This is a genomic window from Acinetobacter sp. EKM10A (genome assembly GCF_011075215.1).
GTDB lineage: Bacteria > Pseudomonadota > Gammaproteobacteria > Pseudomonadales > Moraxellaceae > Acinetobacter > Acinetobacter baumannii.
The window spans coordinates 372,942-393,975 of sequence record NZ_JAALLK010000002.1; the positions used below are offsets into that span (position 1 = coordinate 372,942).

Sequence of the window (21,034 nt, forward strand, 5' to 3'; positions counted from 1 at the left end):
ATTAAATATAAATAATTGTTTTACAAATAAATTACCACTTAGTAGACATAGTTTTTTTAAATTTACTAAATAGCCTTTTATTGCAGTATTATTAAATATAAGTTTAATTATGTAATAATTAAGTATTATTAATTAAAATAATGTGTAATTTCAAAATTGATTAACAATTTAAATTGTTATAGTTATACGAATAAGATATATAAGTTATAAATATTATATTTCTTTAAATTAACAACAGTAAAACTGACAGAATGTTTAATCTTATAAGTAATGATTGTTTAATAAATAAGCTATTACAACAACTAAAATAGCTTATTATTTTTAGATAAAACCATCTTACAAATAAGTTTAAACCTATTATTAAAAGGTGAACAAACCTTTAAAAATAGTGATTTAAGTGGTTTTGTTTATTAATTAAACTCTTAAAAATTTCTTCAAAGCTATTCCAAATGAAACCCACTCATTGAGTGGGCTTTTTTATTGTTAACCGTTTTGCCTGAGGTGGTCTTGGAACTCTTGGTCGTGTATTTTGTCGTAATTAACAGGGTCATAAACACATCCAGTTAAAACAACAATTACAGTAAGTACAGCAACCAATTTTTTCATTGAGACAGCCTTTCCTTTAACGCAAAAGATTTGCTTTAAGTATACTCCTCGGTAGCCATTTTGACTGGACATAATTAAGGCAACTAATTGTTATTTTTAAATTATTGCTGTTCTTTAGCCTATCATTTGATTGTTTAACAAGTTCAAATCACGGATTAGTACAAAACTTAAGCCTCAGTCGCTAAATACCAGTTTTTCCAAGAACTGGTTCCTCTCGTTTCAAGAGGCACCGTTGGAATCAGTTTCTCTTTTAATATTTCGGTTTTTTTAACCGCTTTGGCAAGTCTTGCTTTGACAGAATGAATACATTCACGATCACCAAATTCACAGCGGTCTAAAGTTGTTCCACCGCAAGGACCATTGGCTAAGCCTTTGGGACATGTTTCAGGGCAAATATATAAAGTGTCACCTAAACGGCACTGACCACAGCTTTCGCAACCGACTAGGCTATGTTTACTCAATACTTCTGTTTTAAGTAATGCTTTAGCAACCACAGAATTTTCCCAAAAAGGCGCTTTAAAAATAAACCGCCCAACGCCTTTGGCAATTTTAGATCCGAACAGGGCCTCATGCATCACATGCAGTTGGCGATATTTAATGATTTGTTTAGATGTTGGCTGACGTGAAAAACGAGCAATTTCAGGGGTAAACTCTTTGCCTGTCGTGACTTGCCAAAGTGAATTCCAAAGCTCTTCTAAGGCCTTAAGGTTAAGATGTCTGTATTGCTCGATGTAACTTTCAAGCAGCATTTGCTCTTCTTGCTTATGACAAGCAGATAAATGAATACCCGCAAATCCTAAGTGTTTACATATTAAAATTTGTAAAGCGCAGCGCAAATAAACACGGTCTGTATGCCCTGTCTGTTTTTCTTCTGCCAAGACTTTTAGCATGTGTGGAGTAATCACAATACCCGCAACTTTATGCTTTACCATGAAGTTGGCACGGCCTAAAGTCAGTGGCATGACGCAAGCTAGTATTTGCTGCGAATAATCATGCTTGGTTAAAAATGATTTGGCTTGTTTTAAGGCTTCAATGTCATAGCCCAATTGGGTAATGATAAAGTCAGCACCTGCTTTAATCTTCTTATGCAGTTTTAAATACTGTGCATCACGCTCAGCTTCGACATATTTAAACGGATTAAAAGCAACCCCAATACGAAAACCACCATGTTGCTTAGCTGCCATTACGGCGTTTACCGACTCTAGGTAACGACTACGAGGCTGCCCATCTCGTCCATTATGATGTTCTTTGAGTTTGTCGCCTGTAAGCAATAACAAGTTTTGAATATTGGCAGACTTGGCTTGTTCTAAAAAGCGCTCAAAGTCTTGTATGTCTCGGGCCTTACCTGAAAAGTGTAAGACTTTCTCTATTGAGTCAGGGTAACTTTTGCTGGCTTCAAGCGGCGCGATATCATGATCTGAATGTACACGATCTGCCAATGTCATTGCAGCCGGATATCCTGCAAACTCATGTCTTACAGGATAAATTTCATGTAGTGAAGTGAGATATTCCACCAACACAAAAAACTGGTTTTGCTGGAAGCAGGGAGAAACGTGAGACATAGGCAAAGTGCTGATCAAAACATGACATCAATCATAAGCGCGGCATTATAAATCAAAGTGCATCAAGATGCGCTAGTTAGAAAGCTCATTGTTTTGCTTATCTTCACTCTCTTTATTTCTAGGTAATTCGAGTGAGCGAGGAAATATAAAATCGAAAGAATCGAGTGCATAGCGGTAAAGCTGAGCTGGTCGTTTGCCTACAATTTTACTGTGATTGGTTTCTTCAACTGCGCCCGCTTCTATCATACGGCGTCTAAACGCTTTTTTATCTAAGGATTGCCCAAGAATAATTTCATAAATAGTCTGTAGCTCAGTAAGTGTAAACAACTCAGGCATGAGACTGGCTGGCAATGCGGTATAGCGAGTTTTATTGGTTAAACGCTCTAAAGCTAAGCTGAGCAGTTCATTATGATCAAACGCCAATGCTAAATCTTTTGCTTTTGCTACAGGCACCCATTCACTGTATTCAGCCAATGCTTGATGTTGATAGGCATTAAAATCAATTAATGCAAAATACAAAATAGTCACGGCCCAACCACGCGGGTCACGTTTCGCGTTACCGACAGAAGCAACTTGTTCTAAGTAAGGTGAACTAATCCCTGTTTTTTCGACGAGCTTACGATAAGCTGTGGCCATCAAATCTTGATCATGGGTTAAATCGGCAAAACCACCCGGTAAAGCCCATTGGTCTTTAGCTGGAAAGTTGGGCCGCTTAATGAGTAATACCTGCAACTGACCATTAAATACCGAGAAAATAGCCATATCTACAGTGAGTAAAGGTGCGTCATAATCTCGGCGATCATAACTGGCAAGGAATTCTTGTTCAGTTTGAATAGTCACGTTCAGTCTCTCAGTGAAAATGATGAGCCGATACTCATGCAACGGCTCATCTAAACTCAGTTATGCGATGGATAAACGCTCACGTATTTGATCCAAAGTACACTCATACTGAAGTTTACCATTTTCAAAGACTGTTTTTAGTGCTCCACCTTGTTCTTGTTCGGCCGTTTGCTCATCAAACAAAGTAAAGCCATTTTCACTTTCTTCGATGCGTAATAGACCTTTCGCAGATTTTTTAACGCCTGAGTCAGTAATCGGGTCTTTAAACAGTTCGCGGCCTACACCATTCACCTGTCCCCAAGTCGCTTTCACAGCAAACCCAAAGGTATCGCGAGTTAAGTAGTTATAGGTAAAACTGCCTATACCAAACACCAAGTTGTTTGAAGCAAAACCTTTGGCTTCTAGCCCTTCTAAAATACGCTGTGCACGGTCTAGGGTAATGGAGTCACCATAAATTAAACCGACACGTTCATTCAGTACTTTATAGCCTTGGTCAGTTGTTGTACCACCAAACACTTCCCATAAACATTCAACAGCGCCTTTATATGCTGGGCTACCGACTTCGGCGTTTGTGTCACCACAAATAATTTTAACTGGGTCACCAGAGTCTGGACGGAAAACCAATTTAGCCAAGCCTAAAGCATTAGGTTGTCGCGCCAAAATTTCAGGTTTTAAAGCCACCGTAAATTCTGTAATGACTCGCCAAAAGTCCCAAGTATCAGACACAATACTGACAACACCAGACGGATAAAGCTCGCAAATTAAACGTTTAAATGTTTCGAGCTCACTGTCTTCTGTGCCCATACACATCACACTGTGTTCGGTCGCTGGTACAGATACCCCAATCACACCTGTGGCATTGTAATATTCTTCTGCGTAGTCGATTGAAGCAACCGAGTCTGTTCCAATAAAACTGGTTAAGTGGCCTACTCCTGATTGTGCCGCATCATATATTCCACTCATGCCACGGCTACTAAAATCATGTCCTTGCACAGGTATAAAATCGAGTGGTGCGCCAGTTTTTACGGCATATTGAGTTAATAAACGTTTGTACTCGTAGGCAATCGTTGCTGTAGTGCAGCTTTTCCAAAGTTCAGCACTTAATACAGTTTCAATATAGTTGGTGAGCCAAAAGAAACGCGGGTCGGTATTAATTACAGTAAGCACAGGTACACGCATATTGACGCGGCTGCCTTCTGGCAAAGCTTTAATGCGTAATGGTAAATAGCCCAAGTCATGTAATGCTTCAATGTGATCAACCGGCACAGCACCTTCACCTAATGAACTATCCATACGGCGTTTATAAGCAGCTACCACTTTGTCTTTAGGTTGCTTAAAAAAGCCTTCATTCCATGTATCAATTAAAAAATGTTTGATAAAACCCTGAAGACCAAAGAACACAACTTTATCATCGAAGTCAGGCAACATTTTTGCGAGTCGAGATGAACGCGGCGTAAAGTTTGCGTACACGTATTCTGTACCTGCTGGATACTGACGTCTGTGGTCGGCTTTATAAAAATCGATAGCGTTTAATGGATTAAGTTTAATCGTCATCTTTGTTCTCTTTATTCTGCTGCAAAAGCAATTACTGAAATTTTGTCTGATGGTTGTTGTGGAAAGCTGTCTGAGGTAAACAGTTGCTCTAACAGTCCATCAAAAACCTCTGTTCCTTTACTGAAAATACCGTGGGTCACATATAGAACGACCTTATGGCAATTGAGGCGACGCAGTTCTTTGGCAATACCAATAAAGGTTGCACCGCCGTCGCAAATGTCATCGGTAATGACCGCTGTGAGGCCTGATAAATCAGTCGCATGTACATGTGTACCTAAAATTTTGCCAGTCACCGGATCACGTTTTTTATCGCACTGAACAATAGTGATTGGTTGTTTGCGCTCAGAATTAAAAGCATCTGCGACCATTTGTGTACGCGCTTTTGCGCCTTTGTCTGGGCAAACCAGTACTGTTTTTTCATCTTTTAACAATGTGCTTAGCGCTTCACTCTTTGCGATGATGTCGACTGAACTGATGTTTACAACTTCACTAAAAGAAGTATTGGCAGCAAGTAAGGCTGTTGTTACTTCACTATGGCAGTCCCAAACAGTCACCTTGCCTTGTTTGCCCGCCTTTTTGTCAGCATTGATGTTGAGTAACTTGGTCATCACATCAAGCGAGAACGCTTGGCCTACTGCACAAATACGGTCCTGACGTGCATATGGAAAATACGGAACTTCTAGGTCAATGGTTAAACCCTGAGTCAGCAATATATTTTCAAGTAGTAAATAGTCCATCACATCGTGACTTGAGGCCATGTGTGCACGAACCAATACATTGCCATATAGTGAACCTAAGGTTGTCTCATCAATTTGAACATGACGCTCGCCACCAGAAAACTGCGTAAATTTCACTGGAATTTCGTTTCTTGCCGCATCTAAAAGCTGGATAGCCATATCATCCTCTTTTTGTCTGATGACCTTCGATGAATATATAGTGGCACAAAGCCACTATATATTTCAAGTCTAATTTTTAAACTTTTTTCAAAGCCCTTTAAGACATAAAATTTGCAGTTTTAGAGCATTTAGAAATTCGATATTTAAGAGAGATTATTCTTCAATTAATTGAAATAAAAAGTTAATTTACAAAAAGCATGACGAGTAGAACTACTATTAAAAGTAGCGGATATAACTTTGCCCGCCATAAATCAGGTAGTTTTGAAATAAATTTTTCTGAAAAATATAGTCCAATCCATGTTCCAGCAACCAAGAATAAAGCAGCTTCAAACCAGATGAGACCGATAAATCCGTTGGGTCTCCATGTAGGTTGCCAAAGTGACAATACGCAATAGGTCAGCGTTGCAGTTAAAGACAAAGGCAGCGTGAGAATGTTTGCAATAGCCGCAGCCTCTGCCATAGAACTGCCCCGCCGCCGTAATAAAGGAACCGTCATTACACTTCCTCCAACACCTAAAAGTGCTGCAACCCAACCAATAATGCCCCCTTTAATGAGTTCACTGTTTTGTCCATAGTGTTGCTTTTGCTTTGAGGTCACCATAAAGCCTGGTCGGTAATAACAATCTAGAATGGTTATGAACACATAGCCCATAAAGATCCAGCGAAGCCAATTTCCATTAAACAATGAGGCCATTACCGCACCGACAATTCCACCAAGTGCAATACCACCCCACAAAAAGCGGATTTTTTGCCAATCTATATGTCCAGACCGATAGTGCCGAAAGACTGCAAAACTTGCCGCGCACAGCATGACAAACGCTGATGTGGCTACGGCGATTTGCATAGCATGTATGCCGACACTACTTTCATTGCCCCACTTTTGAATAATGACTGTATAAAGCAAAGGTACAGCAACAAATCCGCCGCCAAAACCAAATAACCAAGTGGTTATGCCTGAAAGTAGCCCAAATAAAAATAGCTCATATAGCATGATTATCTTCCTCACGTTTATAGAGGCATGATATAAAATAGCTCTATGGCAAACTAACGTAGAAAAGCCATATTTTTATTTGTTTCAGCCAAAAATATATGCGTAATATTTCAATTAACGAGGTAGACCATCTACCACAAGCAGTTCTAGCGTTAGGGTCAGATTATCCTGCTGATACCTTGTTAGATACACATAGCCATCGCCGTGCACAGTTCTTATATGCACCCGAAGGCCTCATGAAAGTTGAAACTGAAGATGGACAATGGCTCGTATTACCGTACAGCGGTGTATGGATACCCGCAGGCAAACCACATCGGGTATGGCTATCTAAAGTCAGTACTTATAGTTTGTATATAGAAGTGAGTAGTGCCGCAAGACAAGCAAACTATTGCGAGGTTATACAAGTCTCGCCTTTGTTACATCAATTGCTCATTCAGGCAAATCAACTGCCTATTGACTACCAACGTGCAGGCCGTGATGGTGCTCTTATCGATTTATTGTTATATGAATTAGAAATTGCACCAGCCCTGCCTCTGTTTATTCCATTGCCTCGCAACACATTACTATCTCAACAATGTGCTGAGTTTATGGAGCGTCCCGATATTCATAGCAGCCCTAAAGATTGGGCACATGACCACAATAAAAGTGAACGGACTTTTCACCGCTGGTTTAAGTCTGAAACTGGCTTGTCCTTTCAAGCTTGGCGTAATCGAGTCTGCATCATCTATGCTTTAAATGCCTTAAAAGAAAATATCTCGATTACGGAAATTGCTTTTAGTTTGGGCTATGAACACTCGGCAGCTTTTACCGCAATGTTCAGCAAAATTATGGGTTATCCACCTACCCATTTTCAAAAAAGATTTCATGCGTATGATAAGACGCTATAAAGATTTACTCATATGAGTCGTGTCATACGTATCGATCCATTCGCGTTGAATAACCTCAAAACCTTGTAGAGTCCAAAACTCTTCAGCCGCCGGTAAAAATGGATGAGTATGCAAATACAAAGTCGTAATTTCACTGTTTTTGGCATGGCTAAACAACATGTCACATAGCTGAGTTGCGATACCATTACGGCGGTATTCAGGCAATACAAACAACTTAACCACCTCAACCGTATTAAGCGGTAAATTTAAATCAAAACGATGGTCATAAGCTCGATATGCAATTGTACCAATAATGCGGTTTTGATCTTTTACCGTAATAAAACAGCCCAATGGGTCATGGACATAATATTGTTCAAAATTTTGTAAATCTTTGGGGACTTGCCCATGATAAATTTCTGGGAATAAGAGCTGTCTTGTATAAAGCGCGAATTCTACCGCAGACACATAGTCTGATTTGCCCACTAGCTGATAATTCAACATATTCATAGCCAAGAATGATCAGGAATCACAATGGTTTTGTCTTGAATCATGGCTTCATGGAACTCAACATCATAGACACTTTTTAAAAACTTAGGATCGGTTATTCGTGTTTTAGACTCAGGCTTAACCACTTCGTGTTGGCGCATAAAAAATAAATGGTCTGCAAATAAAAAAGCTAAATTGGGATCATGCATAATTGCAATCACCGTAAAATTTTGCCGCGATAACTGACGCAACTTTTTCATTAAATAAGACTGGTAATAAACATCGAGATGATTGGTTGGCTCATCGAGCAAAATGACTTTCGGTGCTTGCACTAAAATACGGGCAATCATGACCAATTGTCTTTCACCACCCGATAGCTCGGTATAAGGACGATCACGCAAATGCTCAATATCTAAATCAAGCAAAGCTTGGTCTACACGTTCCCAGTCTGATTTTGAAGGTCTATATCTGCTAAAAGCAGCACGCCCCGTAATCACGACATCTTTAACCAAAAATGGAAATACGGTTTTATGAAACTGCGGTAAAAAGCCGAGCAATACAGCCCGATCTTTACCTTTAAAGTCCGATAATGGTTTTCCTGAGTAACGAATCAAGCCATCTTTTACAGGTTCTAGGCCCGCCATCAATTTAAACAGTGTCGATTTACCACAACCATTACGCCCTAAAATCACTGAAAACTGATTTTCAGGAAACTCTAGATGAATATTTTTAAGAACCTGTTTGTGCCCATAGGCATAATTTAACTGATCAATTTGAATCATGCCCACTGAGTCCTCTGTGTTTTCATTAATAATAAGAAAAATGGTGCGCCAAGGAGCATGGTAAAAATACCAATCGGTATTTCAAATGTCAGTAAAACCCGAGAAAAGTTATCAATCAACAGTAGAAAACTGCCACCTAACACCATATTGGCAGGAATACTGTAGCGATGATCTGGCCCAACCAACATTCTCACAATATGCGGCATAAACAGCCCATATAAACTAATAATACCTGCCGCAGCCACAGAAGTTGAGGTACATACAGTCACTAGTACAATTAAAAGAAGTTGTTCCCACCTTGGGTTAACACCCACCGCCTGTGCTTCTTCAGCACCGAGTGCCATTAAGTTTAAGCGCCAACGCATCGCAAATAACCCAGCAAGACCAATACAAATCGGAAGCACGGCGTATTGAACCTTTTGCCAAGAAGCCTGATGTAAGTTGCCCATCGTCCATTGCACAATTGCTTGTAATTTAAATGGATCGCTTAGGTATTGAATAATCGTAAGTCCTGCTAAAAACAGTCCCGAAACAATCATGCCCGATAAAATTACCATCACTAAAGACGTCTGACTTTCATATTTTTGATGTGCAAATAAATACGTTAAGCCAACAGCACAAACGCCAAAAATAAAGGCTGATAGATTGGGTGAAAGCCAACTTAAAGAAAGTGCCAAGGCTGCACCGAACGCAGCGCCAGATGAAATACCAAGTACATACGAGTCGACCAAGGGATTACGAAACAAGGCCTGCAAGCCATTACCCGCGGTTGCTAATGCGGCTCCCACCATAGAGGTCAGTAAAATTCTAGGCAGCCTGACATTTACTAAAATGTTTTGCATCAGCCTAAATTGTTCTGCATCAAAATAAGGTGTACCAAAGACTGCTTGCATCCCCCACCGCAAATAATCCCATGCACTCAATGTTTGAGTTGGCCCAATAAGCAATGAGATAAAAATCATGATGAAAGGTAACGGGTAAAACCAATAATATTTCAGCTTTTCCATATTCATTGCACCAACGCTTTAGCAAGCTGCTCACCATACAACTTGGTTAAAATACGCTGTTGTAAAGTACTTACTGGTAAATCAGACTGTTCAGGATAAATACTGTGATTTAGATAAATCGCCGTAATAATGATTTTGATGGTGTGCGGGTTATATATAAATGCAGGACTCAAATTAAATACCTTTCGGTTTAGTACAGCGCTTAAACCCTGTAATTCTTTTCGTTCATAAATCAGTTTAGGATTGGTATTCCAAAGCACAATATTGTCAGGGTTCCATTCAATTAATGTCTCGGGGTTTACGTTAGGTTGGTTAGCAGCGGTCTGAACAATGTTGTACGCACCCGCTAGCTCAATAAAGTCATTGGTAATCGACTGACGTCCCGAGGTAGAAAAAATTCGTCCACCAGACCAAGCATAGTAAATCGATTGTTTATTTGGCTGACGGGCCGTTTTGGCTGCGACTTCTGCCACAATTTCATCAGAGAAATTTAAAATTTCCTGAGCTCGCTTTTGGGCGCCGCTCAGAATAGCAATTTCAGACAGTTCTTCTTTCACTTGTTTATAGGTGCCTGACTCCATTACATATACAGCGATGCCAAACTGCCGTAACAGTTCAATCGTTTGAGTCTGCCCGCTTCCTACAATCACCAGATCTGGTTTTAGCAACACGAGACTTTCAATATTGGTTGCATTGGCTCCTTGCGAAGGTGCTGCAAGCTGCTTATTAGCAATGCGTTTATCTATTTTTGAATAGGCATTAAATAATAAAGGTTGAATGTATACTTCAGCAGGTATACCAATTACTTTGTCACCTTGCCCTAGCATATAGAGGCCATCTAAACCCGACTCAAACAAAGAGACAATTCTTTGGGCAGGTTTGGTTACACAGACTTTTGTATTTGTACTATCAAAGACACATATTGAATGAGAGGTTGAGTTTTCTTGAGTTTTTCTATTTTGCTCAGATGAGGAACATCCACATAGAATGAGTAAAGTGAGTAATGAAGCCAATAACTTCATTATGGCACCCCGTGCACAAATAGAGTGCAAAATAAAAAGATGTGTTTATTTAGTGCATTTTTCATGTGAAAAAAACACCATAAGAGAGCAAGACGGTTTGAATCATCATTTATACAACAATCAAATTAAGTATGTTAGATAACGCCTTAGATAGTAAGCAAAAAAAACGCCAAATTTACCAACTAATAAAAACTATTTAATGATTGGGCAAAAAGTCTATAAAAGCGAGTCAAATAATTTAATCATGTTTATAGCGGTGAGCCTCGTGTTAGGACTCAGCATACCTGTTTTTGGATTTAGTATTTTATTTAAGCTATTTATCTTTGCTATCTTTGCTATGCGTAAATATATACCTTCTAAATCATAGCGCTTGCATTAATTAACCTGATGGGCTGTGCACACATAGCTATAGTATGCACAGCTCAAATAATGTCTGAATTAATCTTCAGACAATGTTTTCATATCAATCACAAAACGATACTTCACGTCGCTCTTTAGCATACGTTCAAAAGCTTCATTAATGTTTTGCATATTAATCATCTCTACTTCAGAAACGATATTATGCTCACCACAAAAATCGAGTAGTTCTTGTGTTTCTTTAATTCCACCAATAACCGAGCCTGCAATTGATTTTCTACCTAAAATCATAGGTACTGAATTTGCGCTAATTTCACCTAAATATCCAACTAATACAATGGTTCCATTTAAAGCTAAAGTTGGAATATAAGGCTTCAAATCATGGTTATAAGGCACAGTATCAACAATTAAATCAAATTGATTTAATACCGACTTCATTTGATTCTCATCTGTTGATAACACTACATGATGTGCGCCAAGTTGTTTTGCATCTTGTTCTTTGTTTGCTGAGCGAGTAAATAGTGTCACTTCAGCGCCTAGAGCATTGGCAAGTTTAATTGCCATGTGTCCTAAACCACCTAAACCAACGACAGCAACTTTACTGCCCTTTCCAACATTCCAGTGACGTAGCGGTGACCATGTGGTAATACCCGCACAAAGTAGTGGTGGTACAGCTTGAGCATCCAGATTTTCAGGTACTTTTAATACAAAATCTTGACTACAGGTAATGCTTTGTGAATATCCACCATAAGTTGGGCGTTGGTCATGGCGATCTACGCCGCCATAAGTCTGGATATTACCTTCTTCACAATATTGCTCGAGTCCTGAATGACAAGCAGAACAAGTACGGCATGAATCGACCATACAGCCAATGCCCACTAAATCACCAACTTTATACTTTGTGACTTTAGGACCGATTGAGGTAACACGTCCAACAATTTCATGGCCCGGAACTAATGGATAAGCACTAAATCCCCAATCGTTTTTAGCTTGATGTAGATCAGAGTGACAAACACCACAATACTCAATTTGAATGACAACATCATCTTCACGTGGGGTTCTACGTTCAAATTTAAACGGAACTAAAGGAGTTTCTGATGACAGCGCGGCATAACCTAAAACTTCAGTTGTCATATTTTTCTCTCATGTTTAATGTTTAAATAGAAATGATTTATTCACTGGATATTCATTAATGGCTATTGATTTTGAAACCATATAAATATGCTCTGGAAGCGGTAGTCCAGCAGAATTGAATCAATCAGTTTTTGCCATGTTCATCAGTATAAAAATGAAAGTTGCAAGGTGTTGTTCTATTCCTCTCACAGATTTGCCTAATCCTCCGAATTGTTGCACTTCTCACTATTTTTCTTATTTGAAATGCCTACAATAAAAATACAGAGGGTAATCGGTAGAATCTGAATGGCGAATAGGTCTAACCATAATCAAGAATTGGCTCAACTTGTCGATCAATGGACACGAGAAAAAGGCACATTCGAAACAGCTATTACGGGACTGACTTTATATCGTGCAGAGACATTGACCAAACCAAGTAGCAGCATGATGGATGCGAGTCTATGTATGATTGCTCAAGGCAAAAAACAGGTGATTCTTAGCGAAGAGACTTATACTTATGACTCTAACCATTTCCTTTTTACTGCAATTGACCTGCCTGTAATTGCTCAAGTGCTTGAAGCTTCTGTTGAACAACCCTATCTCTCAATTGTGCTAAGGCTAGACCCATATTTACTTGCTCAAATCATGCTTGAGGCCCATATTCCCTTTAAAGATGTAAATACTGAGAAAAAAGGAATGGCTGTTGGAGTAGTCAATTCAGAGCTGAATGATGCGTTTATACGGTTAATAAAACTACTAGATACGCCACAAGACATTCCCATCTTGTCTCCTCTTATTATTAAGGAAATTTTTTATCGTTTATTGATGAGCCCGCAAGGCGATCGACTTAAACGTATTGTAGCGGCAGGCACTACAGGTCATCGAATTGTGAAGGCGATTGAATGGCTGAAAACAAATTTTGCGAAACCATTTAGTATTGAAGAACTGGCAAGCACAATGGGGATGAGTGCATCAAGTTTTCATCAACATTTTAGGGATATAACCTCAATGAGTCCCTTACAGTATCAAAAGAGAATGAGGTTGACCGAAGCACGGCGTTTATTAATGACCGAAGAATACGATATTTCATCTACCAGCATGCAAGTCGGTTATGAAAGCTTGTCCCAATTTTCCAGAGAATATAAACGCTTTTTTGGGGTTTCTCCATCAGTAGATATTAAGAATATATAAAAGCAATAACGTGGACTATTAACAAATTAATACCAGAAAAAAAGCGGTACTTGATTATGTCTATTCATCAAGTACCGCTAAAATTAAAGCAATATTACACATGATTCATTCGTTCAAGCTCACGAATTAAACCAGAATGATCAAGCTCACCATCTCCGGCAGCAAGCATATTTTCAAATAATTGACTGACTTTTTGGGCTATAGGTAAATTCAACTCAAGCGATTTAGCATAGCTAACGGCTGTATGAATATCTTTATGCTGGTTTCGAGCTGTACCTCCCGGTTTAAAATCTCGATTTAACATGCGTTCGCCATGCTGTTGCAAAATCGGAGAGTCTGCAAAACCGCCTGTTAATGCTTGTTTGAGTTTTATCGGGTCTGCTCCTGCTTTACTGGCAAGCAATAAACCTTCACTCACGGTTGCAATGGTGGATGCGACTATCATTTGATTGACGAGTTTTGCCAGCATTCCACAGCCAGCCTCTCCAACTAAAATTGGCCGCCCCATGGCAGATAGAACATGTTCAGTATGTGAAAATGTTTGAGCATCGCCGCCAACCATAATCGCCAGACTTGCATTTTGAGCACCTTTTTCACCGCCAGAAACAGGTGCATCTAAATATCTAAGTCCTCTTTCTTTACATTTTTCACTTTGTGTTTTTGCAACTTCAACAGGTATCGAACTCATCACTATGACCGTGCTTTCGGGTTTTAGCTGTGAGATTGCACCACGTTCTTGAAATAGAATTTCATCACAGGTTTTTCCATCACTGAGCATACAAATCAGAAACTCTACATCTTTTCCGACTTGTTCAAGTTCACTACAAACATGAGCACCCGCCTCTTTTAAACTTTCTGCTTTAGATGAAGTTCTATTCCAAACCTTAACTTGATGACCAGCTTTTAATAAGTTCATGGCCATTGGCATTCCCATAATGCCAGTTCCAACAAAACCAATCCGAGCCATTATTTCATCTCCGTAGCAGTCCGCACTTTAAGTCGCTGTTGTTCTACTTTTAGGCTATCAGACTTTAACTTTGCCAAAAGCAGTAACCCTAAACCGCCCATGGCGACAAATCCTGCAATAGCAAGGAACGCTACTGTATAGGTGCCCGTGGTGGTATATAAATAGCCAGTTAAATATGGACCAGTAAAACCACTTAAATTACCTACAGAGTTAATTAAGCCAATACCGGCTGCGGCGCCCACTCCTGTTAAAGTTTGCCCAGGGATAGTCCAGAAAATGTTAATTGCACTAAATACACCAATCGCGAGCAGAATAAAGCCCACAATAATTGCCCACGGTTGATTCACAATCAAAGCAATTGCAATTGCGAAAGCCGCCATAAGTGCAGCACAGGCACCGTGTTTATAACGCTCTTGTTTACGGTCAGAACGGCGACTCCATAAAACCATACCAACTGCCGCAAATGCATATGGAATTGCGGTAAGTAAACCATTTTGGATAAGGCTAATTTGCATACCAAAGGTGTTACGGAACGACTCTAAAACACTTGGTAAGAAGAAGAACATCGCATTTGAACCAGATGTAATTCCAAAATAGACAATTGCCATAATCCACACTAAAGGATTTTTAAACACTTGTTTAATGAGTTCACCTTTTGTTAAAGCAGCATCGGCAGATTGCTCTTTTTCTCTTTCTTCACGTTCTAGCGTATTCATGAGCCATTGGCGCTGCTCAGCTGTTAACCACTGTGCTTCTTTCGGGTTATTAGTTAAATATTTTAGACAGACTAATCCTAAAATAATGGAAGGAATCCCTTCTAAAACATACATCAAACGCCAGCCTTCATAGCCAATGGTATTGCCCCATTGCATAAGGCCGACCGAAATTGGCGCTCCAATAATTTGGGCAATTGGTAACCCTAAATAGAAAGTCGCGAAGACACGGGCACGATATTTAGCAGGAAACCATAAGGTTAAATAAAAAATAACCCCCGGAAAGAAACCCGCTTCTGCAATACCCAGTAAAAACCGTAAAATAATAAATTGGGTACCACTATGGATAAATCCCATAAGCCCGGCAATTATTCCCCAAGTAATCATGATTCGAGCAATCCATATCCGTGCACCAAACCGATGAAGTAAAACGTTACTCGGTACTTCTGCAATAAAGTAACCCAAGAAAAATACACCCGCCCCTAAACCAAAAATAGTTTGGGTAATTCCAATTGCATCATTCATATGTAGCGCAGCAAAACCAATATTGGTTCTGTCTAGAAAGGCCATAATGAATAAAATAATAAGAAACGGGATGATTCGACTCGAAATACGCTTAATTGTCTGCTCTTCGAGAGCTGTGACATTTTTGATATCTTCCATAATAACTCTCACATGAATTGGCGATCACTGCCATTAATTTTGGGTATCTTCTATATGTGCCTGAATGATGCTTTCAAAATTCTCATCTGCTTGGAAACCTAAAGATTCGGCATATTCAGCTTTCACTTGAACCGGCCAACTTTGAACAATCCTTTGAATCGTTTTATCTTCTTGCCACCGCACTAAATCAGTTGCTTGTTTACCGGCAACTTTTTCAAGAGCCTCAAGCATTTGCTTAACGGTAACGGTCAATCCCGGTAAGGGAATAATTCGGTTATCTTGGAGTGCATCTGAAGAAATTGACGCAGCCTTAATCATTGACTCAACACAGCGTCGTGGTGAAGTAATAAAAACCGGAGTATCTGGCGGGACTGGACAAACTGCCGTTTCACCTTTTAAAGGCTCGCGGATAATTGAGCTAAAAAATGTAGATGCGGCTTTATTAGGCTTACCCGGACGAACCACAATAGTCGGTAATCTTAAAACACGGCCATCAATAAAGCCTTTACGTGAATAATCTGAAACGAGCAATTCTCCTACTGCTTTTTGCATACCGTAAGAGGACTTTGGTGTAACCACCGTATCATCTGTTACAACTTCTGGTAATTGACCACCAAATACAGCGCAGCCACTCGCAAAAATGACTCGAGGCGTGGTTTGTTTTTTTCTTAATTCTTCTAATAAATTTAAAAGGCCATAAAGGTTTACATCCATTCCCAAGTCAAAATCGGCCTCTGCTGCCGAACTCACCACGGCGGCTAAGTGCCAAACAACATCAATTTTTTCTGTAATATTTGCCACTATGGTTTTGTCGGTAATATCGCCAATCACCACTTCAATTTTTGGGTCTTGCGGTAAATCATCACCAGCAAACGCATCAAACAAAATAATTTTATCGATGGGCTTAGCTTGTTTACCGTCTAAAGTCAGGCTTCCGGTTTTTAAAATCTCTTTGGCGATTTGCTTTCCAATAAAACCCGTGCCACCAGTAATTAACACATTCATACAGGGATCCTTTCCTAATTCTTATTCACTTAAAGATTTTTAATCATCATGAATTAAACGATAAGGAGTCCTTGCAATAATTTCCAATGAATAATTTCTAAATATTGATAACTTTTTAATATCAGTTTTATGATGAAACTTTGACTAAATTAAATAGGCTTTCTTTTAATTTAAAAGCCCCAAGTCTTCTATGACTTGAGGCTGAGGACTTTACTTACGTTTTGCATTTTTAAGTAAAATATTAATAAATGCTGCGGCTATATCAGACACTGGTTCATCTTTACGTGTCAAAATTCCATAATCTTGGGCATCTAAAATCAGGTCTGTTTCTAAAATCTGTAGTTGTCCTTCTTTCACCTGATCAATCACCATTGCTTCTGGCAACATACCCACCATAGGTGCGCCTTTTAAGATCTGTAAAAAGGTCTGCATCGACATGGTATTTACCGTATTTAAAGGAATTTTGACTTTAGCTCGGGCAAATGCACCTTCCATACGCTCCCGAATGGGTGTGCCTTTAGGATAAAGTACCCACGGCCATTTTAATAATTCTTCTAATGTACAAAACTTTTTCTGGGCACATGGGTGCGCATTATTGACAACAATGCAGAACGGTTCAGGGCCTAACGGCTGGAAATCGAAAAACTGACTTTGCGTCACATCGGTAAAGCGACCTATGGCTAAATCTAGAGTATGTTCACTCAACATTTCCATTAAATGGTCACTGGTCTGTTCAACAACATCGATAGAAAGTAGAGGCCATTGTTTCTTAATTTCGATAATTGAGTTTGGAATTACCACGGCGGTTGCTGCAAATATTCCTCCTACTTTTAAAAACCCATGTCCACCCAACCGTAAAATCTCGATGTCTTCGACAAAATGCTTTGCGTCATTCAAAACCCGCTGGGCATAACGAATGACATGTTCACCCAATGCCGTTACAGGCATATTTCGGGGCAGTCGCTCAAAGACCTGAAACCCAAGAAGGCCCTCAATTTCCTTTAGCATTTTACTTACGGCAGGTTGACTTAAATTCATCTGCTCGGCAGCCAAATGCATGTTATTGGTTCGAGCTAACGTCTCTAACAAAACCAAGTGCTTGAATTTAAGCCAGTTATTTAAACTTGAGTAAGTCAAATCTGCCATTTTTAAAATTCCTTTTTGATAACCACTGGTTATTAATAATTAAATTATTACGATTGGTGTTTATTAAATAAGAAACATATCATGATTTCAAATAAAAGAAGGAAGCTTTAAATGAACTTTACGTTAAATTCCCAGAACTCATTACCAGATGATGCAACTCAAGGATGCTTAATTGGCCGTGCGTGGATTCCAAATCAAATTTCGGGTCCATCCCCTATTATTTTAAGAGGCAATCAAGTTTTTGATATCTCGGAAAAATTTCATACTATTTCCGAGTTACTTGAAAGTGCCGATCCTTTAAAAGCTTTATCTGAAATTGAAGGAAGACCAGTTGGTTCAATTGATGAATTATTTGCCAATACTGTCGCCGAGCCAGATACCAACAAGGCATATTTTTTAGCCCCTATTGATTTACAAGTAATTAAAGCGGCAGGTGTTACCTTTGCTGCCAGCATGTTAGAACGAGTGATTGAAGAACAAGCCGGTGGCGATGCACAAAAAGCTCAATCGATTCGTGAGGTTGTACAAGGCGTAATCGGTGATAATTTAAAAACAATCGAACCCGGTTCTGAAAAAGCGCTACAACTCAAAGAATATTTAATCGAACAAAAAATGTGGTCTCAATATCTTGAGGTGGGTATTGGTACAGATGCCGAGATTTTTACTAAAGCCCCTGTTTTAGCAGCTGTAGGCACAGGACAAAATATTGGTATTCACCCAAAGTCTGAGTGGAATAATCCAGAGCCGGAAGTCGTATTAGTTGCCAACAGCCAAGGTAAGATTTTAGGCGCGACTTTAGGTAACGATGTGAATTTACGGGACTTTGAAGGCCGTAGCGCTTTACTGTTGAGTAAAGCGAAAGATAACAATGCATCTTGTGCGATTGGCCCATTTATTCGCCTTTTTGACCATACTTTTACTTTAAATGATATTCGTACTTGCGATGTTGAACTGCAAATTCAAGGCACCGATAACTTTGTGTTAAATGGGGTAAGTTCTATGTCGCAAATTAGCCGAGATCCTGAAGATTTAATTCAACAAACTCTTAATGAAAACCATCAATATCCAGACGGTTTTGTTTTGTTCTTGGGTACTTTATTTGCACCGACTCAAGACCGAGAACAAGCTGGGGCTGGCTTTACCCATAAAGTCGGAGATGTCGTCCGTATTCATTCACCTAAACTTGGTACTTTGTACAACACGGTTATGACCAGTGATAAAGCAACGCCGTGGAATTTTGGAATAAATGCTTTGATGCGTAATTTGAAGCAGCGTGAATTACTATAATTTTCACGTATTATCGATCGGTTGAATTGCAAGATTCATCCCGTAAATAAACTAAATTTCAAAAAGTATGAGTGAAAGGATCAAAAAATGAATGATCAAAATAAACGGATTTTTTTACGTAGCCAAGAATGGTTTGATGATCCTGAACATGCCGACATGACCGCTTTATATGTTGAGCGTTACATGAACTATGGTTTGACCCGCGCCGAGTTACAATCAGGTCGCCCGATTATTGGAATTGCACAAACCGGTAGTGATTTGACCCCATGTAACCGTCACCACAAAGAACTTGCTGAACGCGTTAAAGCGGGTATTCGAGACGCGGGTGGTATTCCAATGGAATTCCCTGTTCACCCGATTGCAGAACAAACCCGTCGTCCAACTGCTGCACTTGACCGCAACTTGGCCTATTTAGGTTTGGTTGAAATCTTGCATGGTTATCCGCTTGATGGTGTAGTGCTGACCACTGGTTGTGACAAAACTACCCCTGCATGTTTAATGGCAGCAGCCACAACAGATATACCTGCAATTGTGTTGTCTGGTGGGCCAATGCTAGATGGTCATTTTAAAGGTGAGTTAATTGGTTCCGGCACTGTGCTTTGGCATGCAAGAAACTTACTTGCCACTGGTGAAATTGATTATGAAGGGTTCATGGAAATGACCACTTCTGCTTCACCTTCGGTCGGGCATTGCAACACCATGGGCACTGCACTTTCCATGAATGCTTTGGCAGAAGCATTGGGTATGTCTTTACCGACATGTGCAAGTATTCCCGCTCCTTACCGCGAACGTGGGCAAATGGCCTATATGACCGGCAAAAGAATATGTGAAATGGTTTTAGAAGATTTACGTCCTTCTAAAATTATGACCAAACAATCTTTTGAAAATGCAATCGCAGTAGCCTCAGCTTTAGGCGCATCGAGCAACTGCCCTCCTCACCTCATTGCAATTGCCCGTCATATGGGTATTGAGCTGAGTTTAGAAGACTGGCAACGTGTGGGTGAAAACATTCCGCTTATTGTGAACTGTATGCCAGCGGGTAAATATTTGGGTGAAGGTTTCCACCGTGCGGGTGGTGTTCCTGCCGTTTTACACGAATTACAAAAAGCTGGTGTATTACACGAAGATTGTGCATCGGTTAGCGGTAAAACAATTGGGGAAATTGCCAAAAATGCAAAAACCTCAAATGCGGATGTCATTTTCCCTTATGAACAACCTCTTAAACATGGTGCCGGTTTCATTGTGCTCAGTGGCAACTTCTTTGACAGCGCCATTATGAAAATGTCTGTAGTGGGCGAAGCATTTAAAAAAACCTATTTATCAGATCCAAACAATGAAAATAGCTTCGAAGCACGCGCAATCGTTTTTGAAGGTCCCGAAGACTATCACGCACGTATCAATGACCCTGCCTTAAACATTGATGAACATTGTATTTTAGTCATTCGTGGCGCAGGTACAGTGGGTTATCCGGGCAGTGCTGAAGTCGTCAATATGGCTCCACCAGCAGAGTTAATTAAAAAAGGGATTGATTCACTGCCTTGCTTAGGAGATGGCCGCCAAAGTGGAACTTCTGCCAGCCCATCTATTCTCAATATGTCACCCGAAGCGGCTGTAGGCGGTGGAATTGCCTTACTTAAAACCAATGACCGTTTACGTATTGATTTAAATAAACGTTCTGTCAACGTGCTCATTTCTGACGAAGAGTTAGAACAACGCCGCCGTGAATGGAAACCGACGGTATCTCCATCTCAAACACCTTGGCAAGAAATGTATCGCAACATGGTAGGTCAATTATCTACTGGTGGTTGTTTGGAACCCGCAACTTTATATATGCGGGTCGTAAACCAAGACAACCTTCCAAGACACTCTCATTAATTTCAGGATATTTGTTATGACCATTATCGGACACAACTTTATTGGCGGTTCACGCAGCGCACAAAGTTCCACTTTAATAAAAAGTATTCATGCTACGACTGGTGA

At 39.8% G+C, this 21,034-nt stretch carries 20 protein-coding genes and 1 pseudogene; 6 read left to right on the forward strand and 15 right to left on the reverse strand.

What is annotated here, in order from left to right:
- Positions 1-483 precede the first annotated feature (483 nt).
- The 6 genes from G9371_RS19335 to G9371_RS04625 form a co-directional block, all read right to left on the reverse strand.
- Positions 484-606: a hypothetical protein gene (locus G9371_RS19335; protein WP_000737386.1), complete on the reverse strand. Its 123-nt coding sequence runs from the start codon at positions 604-606 to the stop codon at positions 484-486.
- A gap of 167 nt (positions 607-773) precedes the next feature.
- Entirely contained in the window at positions 774-2,168 is a 1,395-nt protein-coding gene (locus G9371_RS04605; protein ID WP_029424010.1) for a methylenetetrahydrofolate reductase C-terminal domain-containing protein, read from the reverse strand.
- Between the two features lie 72 nt (positions 2,169-2,240).
- Positions 2,241-3,008, reverse strand: coding sequence for an NUDIX hydrolase (locus G9371_RS04610; RefSeq protein ID WP_029424009.1), 768 nt, complete (start codon positions 3,006-3,008; stop codon positions 2,241-2,243).
- 60 nt (positions 3,009-3,068) lie between these two features.
- Positions 3,069-4,562 carry a nicotinate phosphoribosyltransferase gene (locus tag G9371_RS04615; RefSeq protein WP_029424008.1) on the reverse strand — a complete coding sequence of 498 codons (1,494 nt, stop codon included), beginning with the start codon at positions 4,560-4,562 and terminating at the stop codon, positions 3,069-3,071.
- A gap of 11 nt (positions 4,563-4,573) precedes the next feature.
- Entirely contained in the window at positions 4,574-5,458 is an 885-nt protein-coding gene (locus G9371_RS04620; protein WP_029424007.1) for a phosphoribosyltransferase family protein, read from the reverse strand.
- A gap of 181 nt (positions 5,459-5,639) precedes the next feature.
- Positions 5,640-6,449 (reverse strand): sulfite exporter TauE/SafE family protein, encoded by an 810-nt coding sequence (locus G9371_RS04625; protein WP_032009209.1) that lies wholly within the window; start codon positions 6,447-6,449, stop codon positions 5,640-5,642.
- A 98-nt stretch (positions 6,450-6,547) separates the two neighbouring features.
- Between G9371_RS04625 and G9371_RS04630 the strand changes: the two genes are divergently transcribed.
- Positions 6,548-7,336 carry an AraC family transcriptional regulator gene (locus G9371_RS04630; protein WP_029424005.1) on the forward strand — a complete coding sequence of 263 codons (789 nt, stop codon included), beginning with the start codon at positions 6,548-6,550 and terminating at the stop codon, positions 7,334-7,336.
- Here the strand turns inward: G9371_RS04630 and G9371_RS04635 are convergent.
- Genes G9371_RS04635 through G9371_RS04650 form a run of 4 tightly spaced genes read right to left on the reverse strand, consistent with a single transcriptional unit; the run spans position 7,331 to position 10,612 of the window.
- Positions 7,331-7,822, reverse strand: coding sequence for a GNAT family N-acetyltransferase (locus G9371_RS04635; protein ID WP_032009207.1), 492 nt, complete (start codon positions 7,820-7,822; stop codon positions 7,331-7,333). The genes G9371_RS04630 and G9371_RS04635 overlap by 6 nt on opposite strands.
- On the reverse strand, positions 7,819-8,583 hold the full coding sequence (locus G9371_RS04640; protein WP_002047393.1) for an ABC transporter ATP-binding protein: 765 nt from the start codon (positions 8,581-8,583) through the stop codon (positions 7,819-7,821). Before G9371_RS04640 ends, G9371_RS04635 begins: the two co-directional genes overlap by 4 nt.
- Positions 8,580-9,590 (reverse strand): FecCD family ABC transporter permease, encoded by a 1,011-nt coding sequence (locus G9371_RS04645; RefSeq protein ID WP_086221551.1) that lies wholly within the window; start codon positions 9,588-9,590, stop codon positions 8,580-8,582. The genes G9371_RS04640 and G9371_RS04645 overlap by 4 nt, the downstream gene beginning before the upstream one ends.
- 2 nt (positions 9,591-9,592) lie before the next feature.
- A complete protein-coding gene (locus tag G9371_RS04650) occupies positions 9,593-10,612 on the reverse strand; it encodes an ABC transporter substrate-binding protein (protein ID WP_029424002.1) in 1,020 nt (339 codons plus the stop codon).
- Between the two features lie 256 nt (positions 10,613-10,868).
- Between G9371_RS04650 and G9371_RS19370 the strand changes: the two are divergent.
- Positions 10,869-10,979, forward strand: a pseudogene (locus G9371_RS19370) (hypothetical protein); the annotation flags it as partial.
- Positions 10,980-11,050: 71 nt separating this feature from the next.
- Here G9371_RS19370 and G9371_RS04655 read toward each other — a convergent pair.
- Positions 11,051-12,103, reverse strand: a complete 1,053-nt coding sequence (locus G9371_RS04655; protein ID WP_000206303.1) for an NAD(P)-dependent alcohol dehydrogenase — start codon at positions 12,101-12,103, stop codon at positions 11,051-11,053.
- 285 nt (positions 12,104-12,388) lie between these two features.
- Here G9371_RS04655 and G9371_RS04660 point away from each other — a divergent pair, with 285 nt between their 5' ends.
- On the forward strand, positions 12,389-13,273 hold the full coding sequence (locus G9371_RS04660) for an AraC family transcriptional regulator (protein ID WP_000013631.1): 885 nt from the start codon (positions 12,389-12,391) through the stop codon (positions 13,271-13,273).
- Between the two features lie 94 nt (positions 13,274-13,367).
- Here the strand turns inward: G9371_RS04660 and G9371_RS04665 are convergent, their stop codons facing one another.
- The 4 genes from G9371_RS04665 to G9371_RS04680 all read right to left on the reverse strand — a co-directional run bounded on the left by G9371_RS04665 (position 13,368) and on the right by G9371_RS04680 (position 17,767).
- Positions 13,368-14,240 carry an NAD(P)-dependent oxidoreductase gene (locus tag G9371_RS04665; RefSeq protein ID WP_000090984.1) on the reverse strand — a complete coding sequence of 291 codons (873 nt, stop codon included), beginning with the start codon at positions 14,238-14,240 and terminating at the stop codon, positions 13,368-13,370.
- Positions 14,240-15,616, reverse strand: a complete 1,377-nt coding sequence (locus G9371_RS04670; protein WP_000389455.1) for an MFS transporter — start codon at positions 15,614-15,616, stop codon at positions 14,240-14,242. The genes G9371_RS04665 and G9371_RS04670 overlap by 1 nt, the downstream gene beginning before the upstream one ends.
- 33 nt (positions 15,617-15,649) lie before the next feature.
- Complete coding sequence (gene denD, locus G9371_RS04675) at positions 15,650-16,621, reverse strand: D-erythronate dehydrogenase (RefSeq protein ID WP_029424001.1); 972 nt, start codon at positions 16,619-16,621, stop codon at positions 15,650-15,652.
- 210 nt (positions 16,622-16,831) lie between these two features.
- Entirely contained in the window at positions 16,832-17,767 is a 936-nt protein-coding gene (locus G9371_RS04680) for a LysR family transcriptional regulator (RefSeq protein ID WP_000774594.1), read from the reverse strand.
- Between the two features lie 111 nt (positions 17,768-17,878).
- On the opposite strand from G9371_RS04680, the gene G9371_RS04685 reads away from it, so the two are divergent.
- From G9371_RS04685 to G9371_RS04695, 3 genes are all read left to right on the forward strand, one after another.
- Positions 17,879-19,054, forward strand: coding sequence for a fumarylacetoacetate hydrolase family protein (locus tag G9371_RS04685; RefSeq protein WP_029424000.1), 1,176 nt, complete (start codon positions 17,879-17,881; stop codon positions 19,052-19,054).
- 87 nt (positions 19,055-19,141) lie between these two features.
- Entirely contained in the window at positions 19,142-20,929 is a 1,788-nt protein-coding gene (locus G9371_RS04690) for an IlvD/Edd family dehydratase (RefSeq protein ID WP_000999643.1), read from the forward strand.
- Between the two features lie 16 nt (positions 20,930-20,945).
- On the forward strand, positions 20,946-21,034 hold an 89-nt coding region (locus tag G9371_RS04695; RefSeq protein WP_371745839.1), incomplete at its 3' end, for a hypothetical protein.

Bases quoted from the DNA above. Each gene is read 5' to 3' on its own strand.
- G9371_RS19335 (WP_000737386.1), bottom strand. From the start codon at position 606: ATGAAAAAATTGGTTGCTGTACTTACTGTAATTGTTGTTTTAACTGGA.
- G9371_RS04605 (WP_029424010.1), bottom strand. From the start codon at position 2,168: ATGTCTCACGTTTCTCCCTGCTTCCAGCAAAACCAGTTTTTTGTGTTG.
- G9371_RS04615 (WP_029424008.1), bottom strand. From the start codon at position 4,562: ATGACGATTAAACTTAATCCATTAAACGCTATCGATTTTTATAAAGCC.
- G9371_RS04620 (WP_029424007.1), bottom strand. From the start codon at position 5,458: ATGGCTATCCAGCTTTTAGATGCGGCAAGAAACGAAATTCCAGTGAAA.
- G9371_RS04625 (WP_032009209.1), bottom strand. From the start codon at position 6,449: ATGCTATATGAGCTATTTTTATTTGGGCTACTTTCAGGCATAACCACT.
- G9371_RS04630 (WP_029424005.1), top strand. From the start codon at position 6,548: ATGCGTAATATTTCAATTAACGAGGTAGACCATCTACCACAAGCAGTT.
- G9371_RS04635 (WP_032009207.1), bottom strand. From the start codon at position 7,822: ATGAATATGTTGAATTATCAGCTAGTGGGCAAATCAGACTATGTGTCT.
- G9371_RS04640 (WP_002047393.1), bottom strand. From the start codon at position 8,583: ATGATTCAAATTGATCAGTTAAATTATGCCTATGGGCACAAACAGGTT.
- G9371_RS04645 (WP_086221551.1), bottom strand. From the start codon at position 9,590: ATGGAAAAGCTGAAATATTATTGGTTTTACCCGTTACCTTTCATCATG.
- G9371_RS04650 (WP_029424002.1), bottom strand. From the start codon at position 10,612: ATGAAGTTATTGGCTTCATTACTCACTTTACTCATTCTATGTGGATGT.
- G9371_RS04655 (WP_000206303.1), bottom strand. From the start codon at position 12,103: ATGACAACTGAAGTTTTAGGTTATGCCGCGCTGTCATCAGAAACTCCT.
- G9371_RS04660 (WP_000013631.1), top strand. From the start codon at position 12,389: ATGGCGAATAGGTCTAACCATAATCAAGAATTGGCTCAACTTGTCGAT.
- G9371_RS04665 (WP_000090984.1), bottom strand. From the start codon at position 14,240: ATGGCTCGGATTGGTTTTGTTGGAACTGGCATTATGGGAATGCCAATG.
- G9371_RS04670 (WP_000389455.1), bottom strand. From the start codon at position 15,616: ATGGAAGATATCAAAAATGTCACAGCTCTCGAAGAGCAGACAATTAAG.
- denD (WP_029424001.1), bottom strand. From the start codon at position 16,621: ATGAATGTGTTAATTACTGGTGGCACGGGTTTTATTGGAAAGCAAATC.
- G9371_RS04680 (WP_000774594.1), bottom strand. From the start codon at position 17,767: ATGGCAGATTTGACTTACTCAAGTTTAAATAACTGGCTTAAATTCAAG.
- G9371_RS04685 (WP_029424000.1), top strand. From the start codon at position 17,879: ATGAACTTTACGTTAAATTCCCAGAACTCATTACCAGATGATGCAACT.
- G9371_RS04690 (WP_000999643.1), top strand. From the start codon at position 19,142: ATGAATGATCAAAATAAACGGATTTTTTTACGTAGCCAAGAATGGTTT.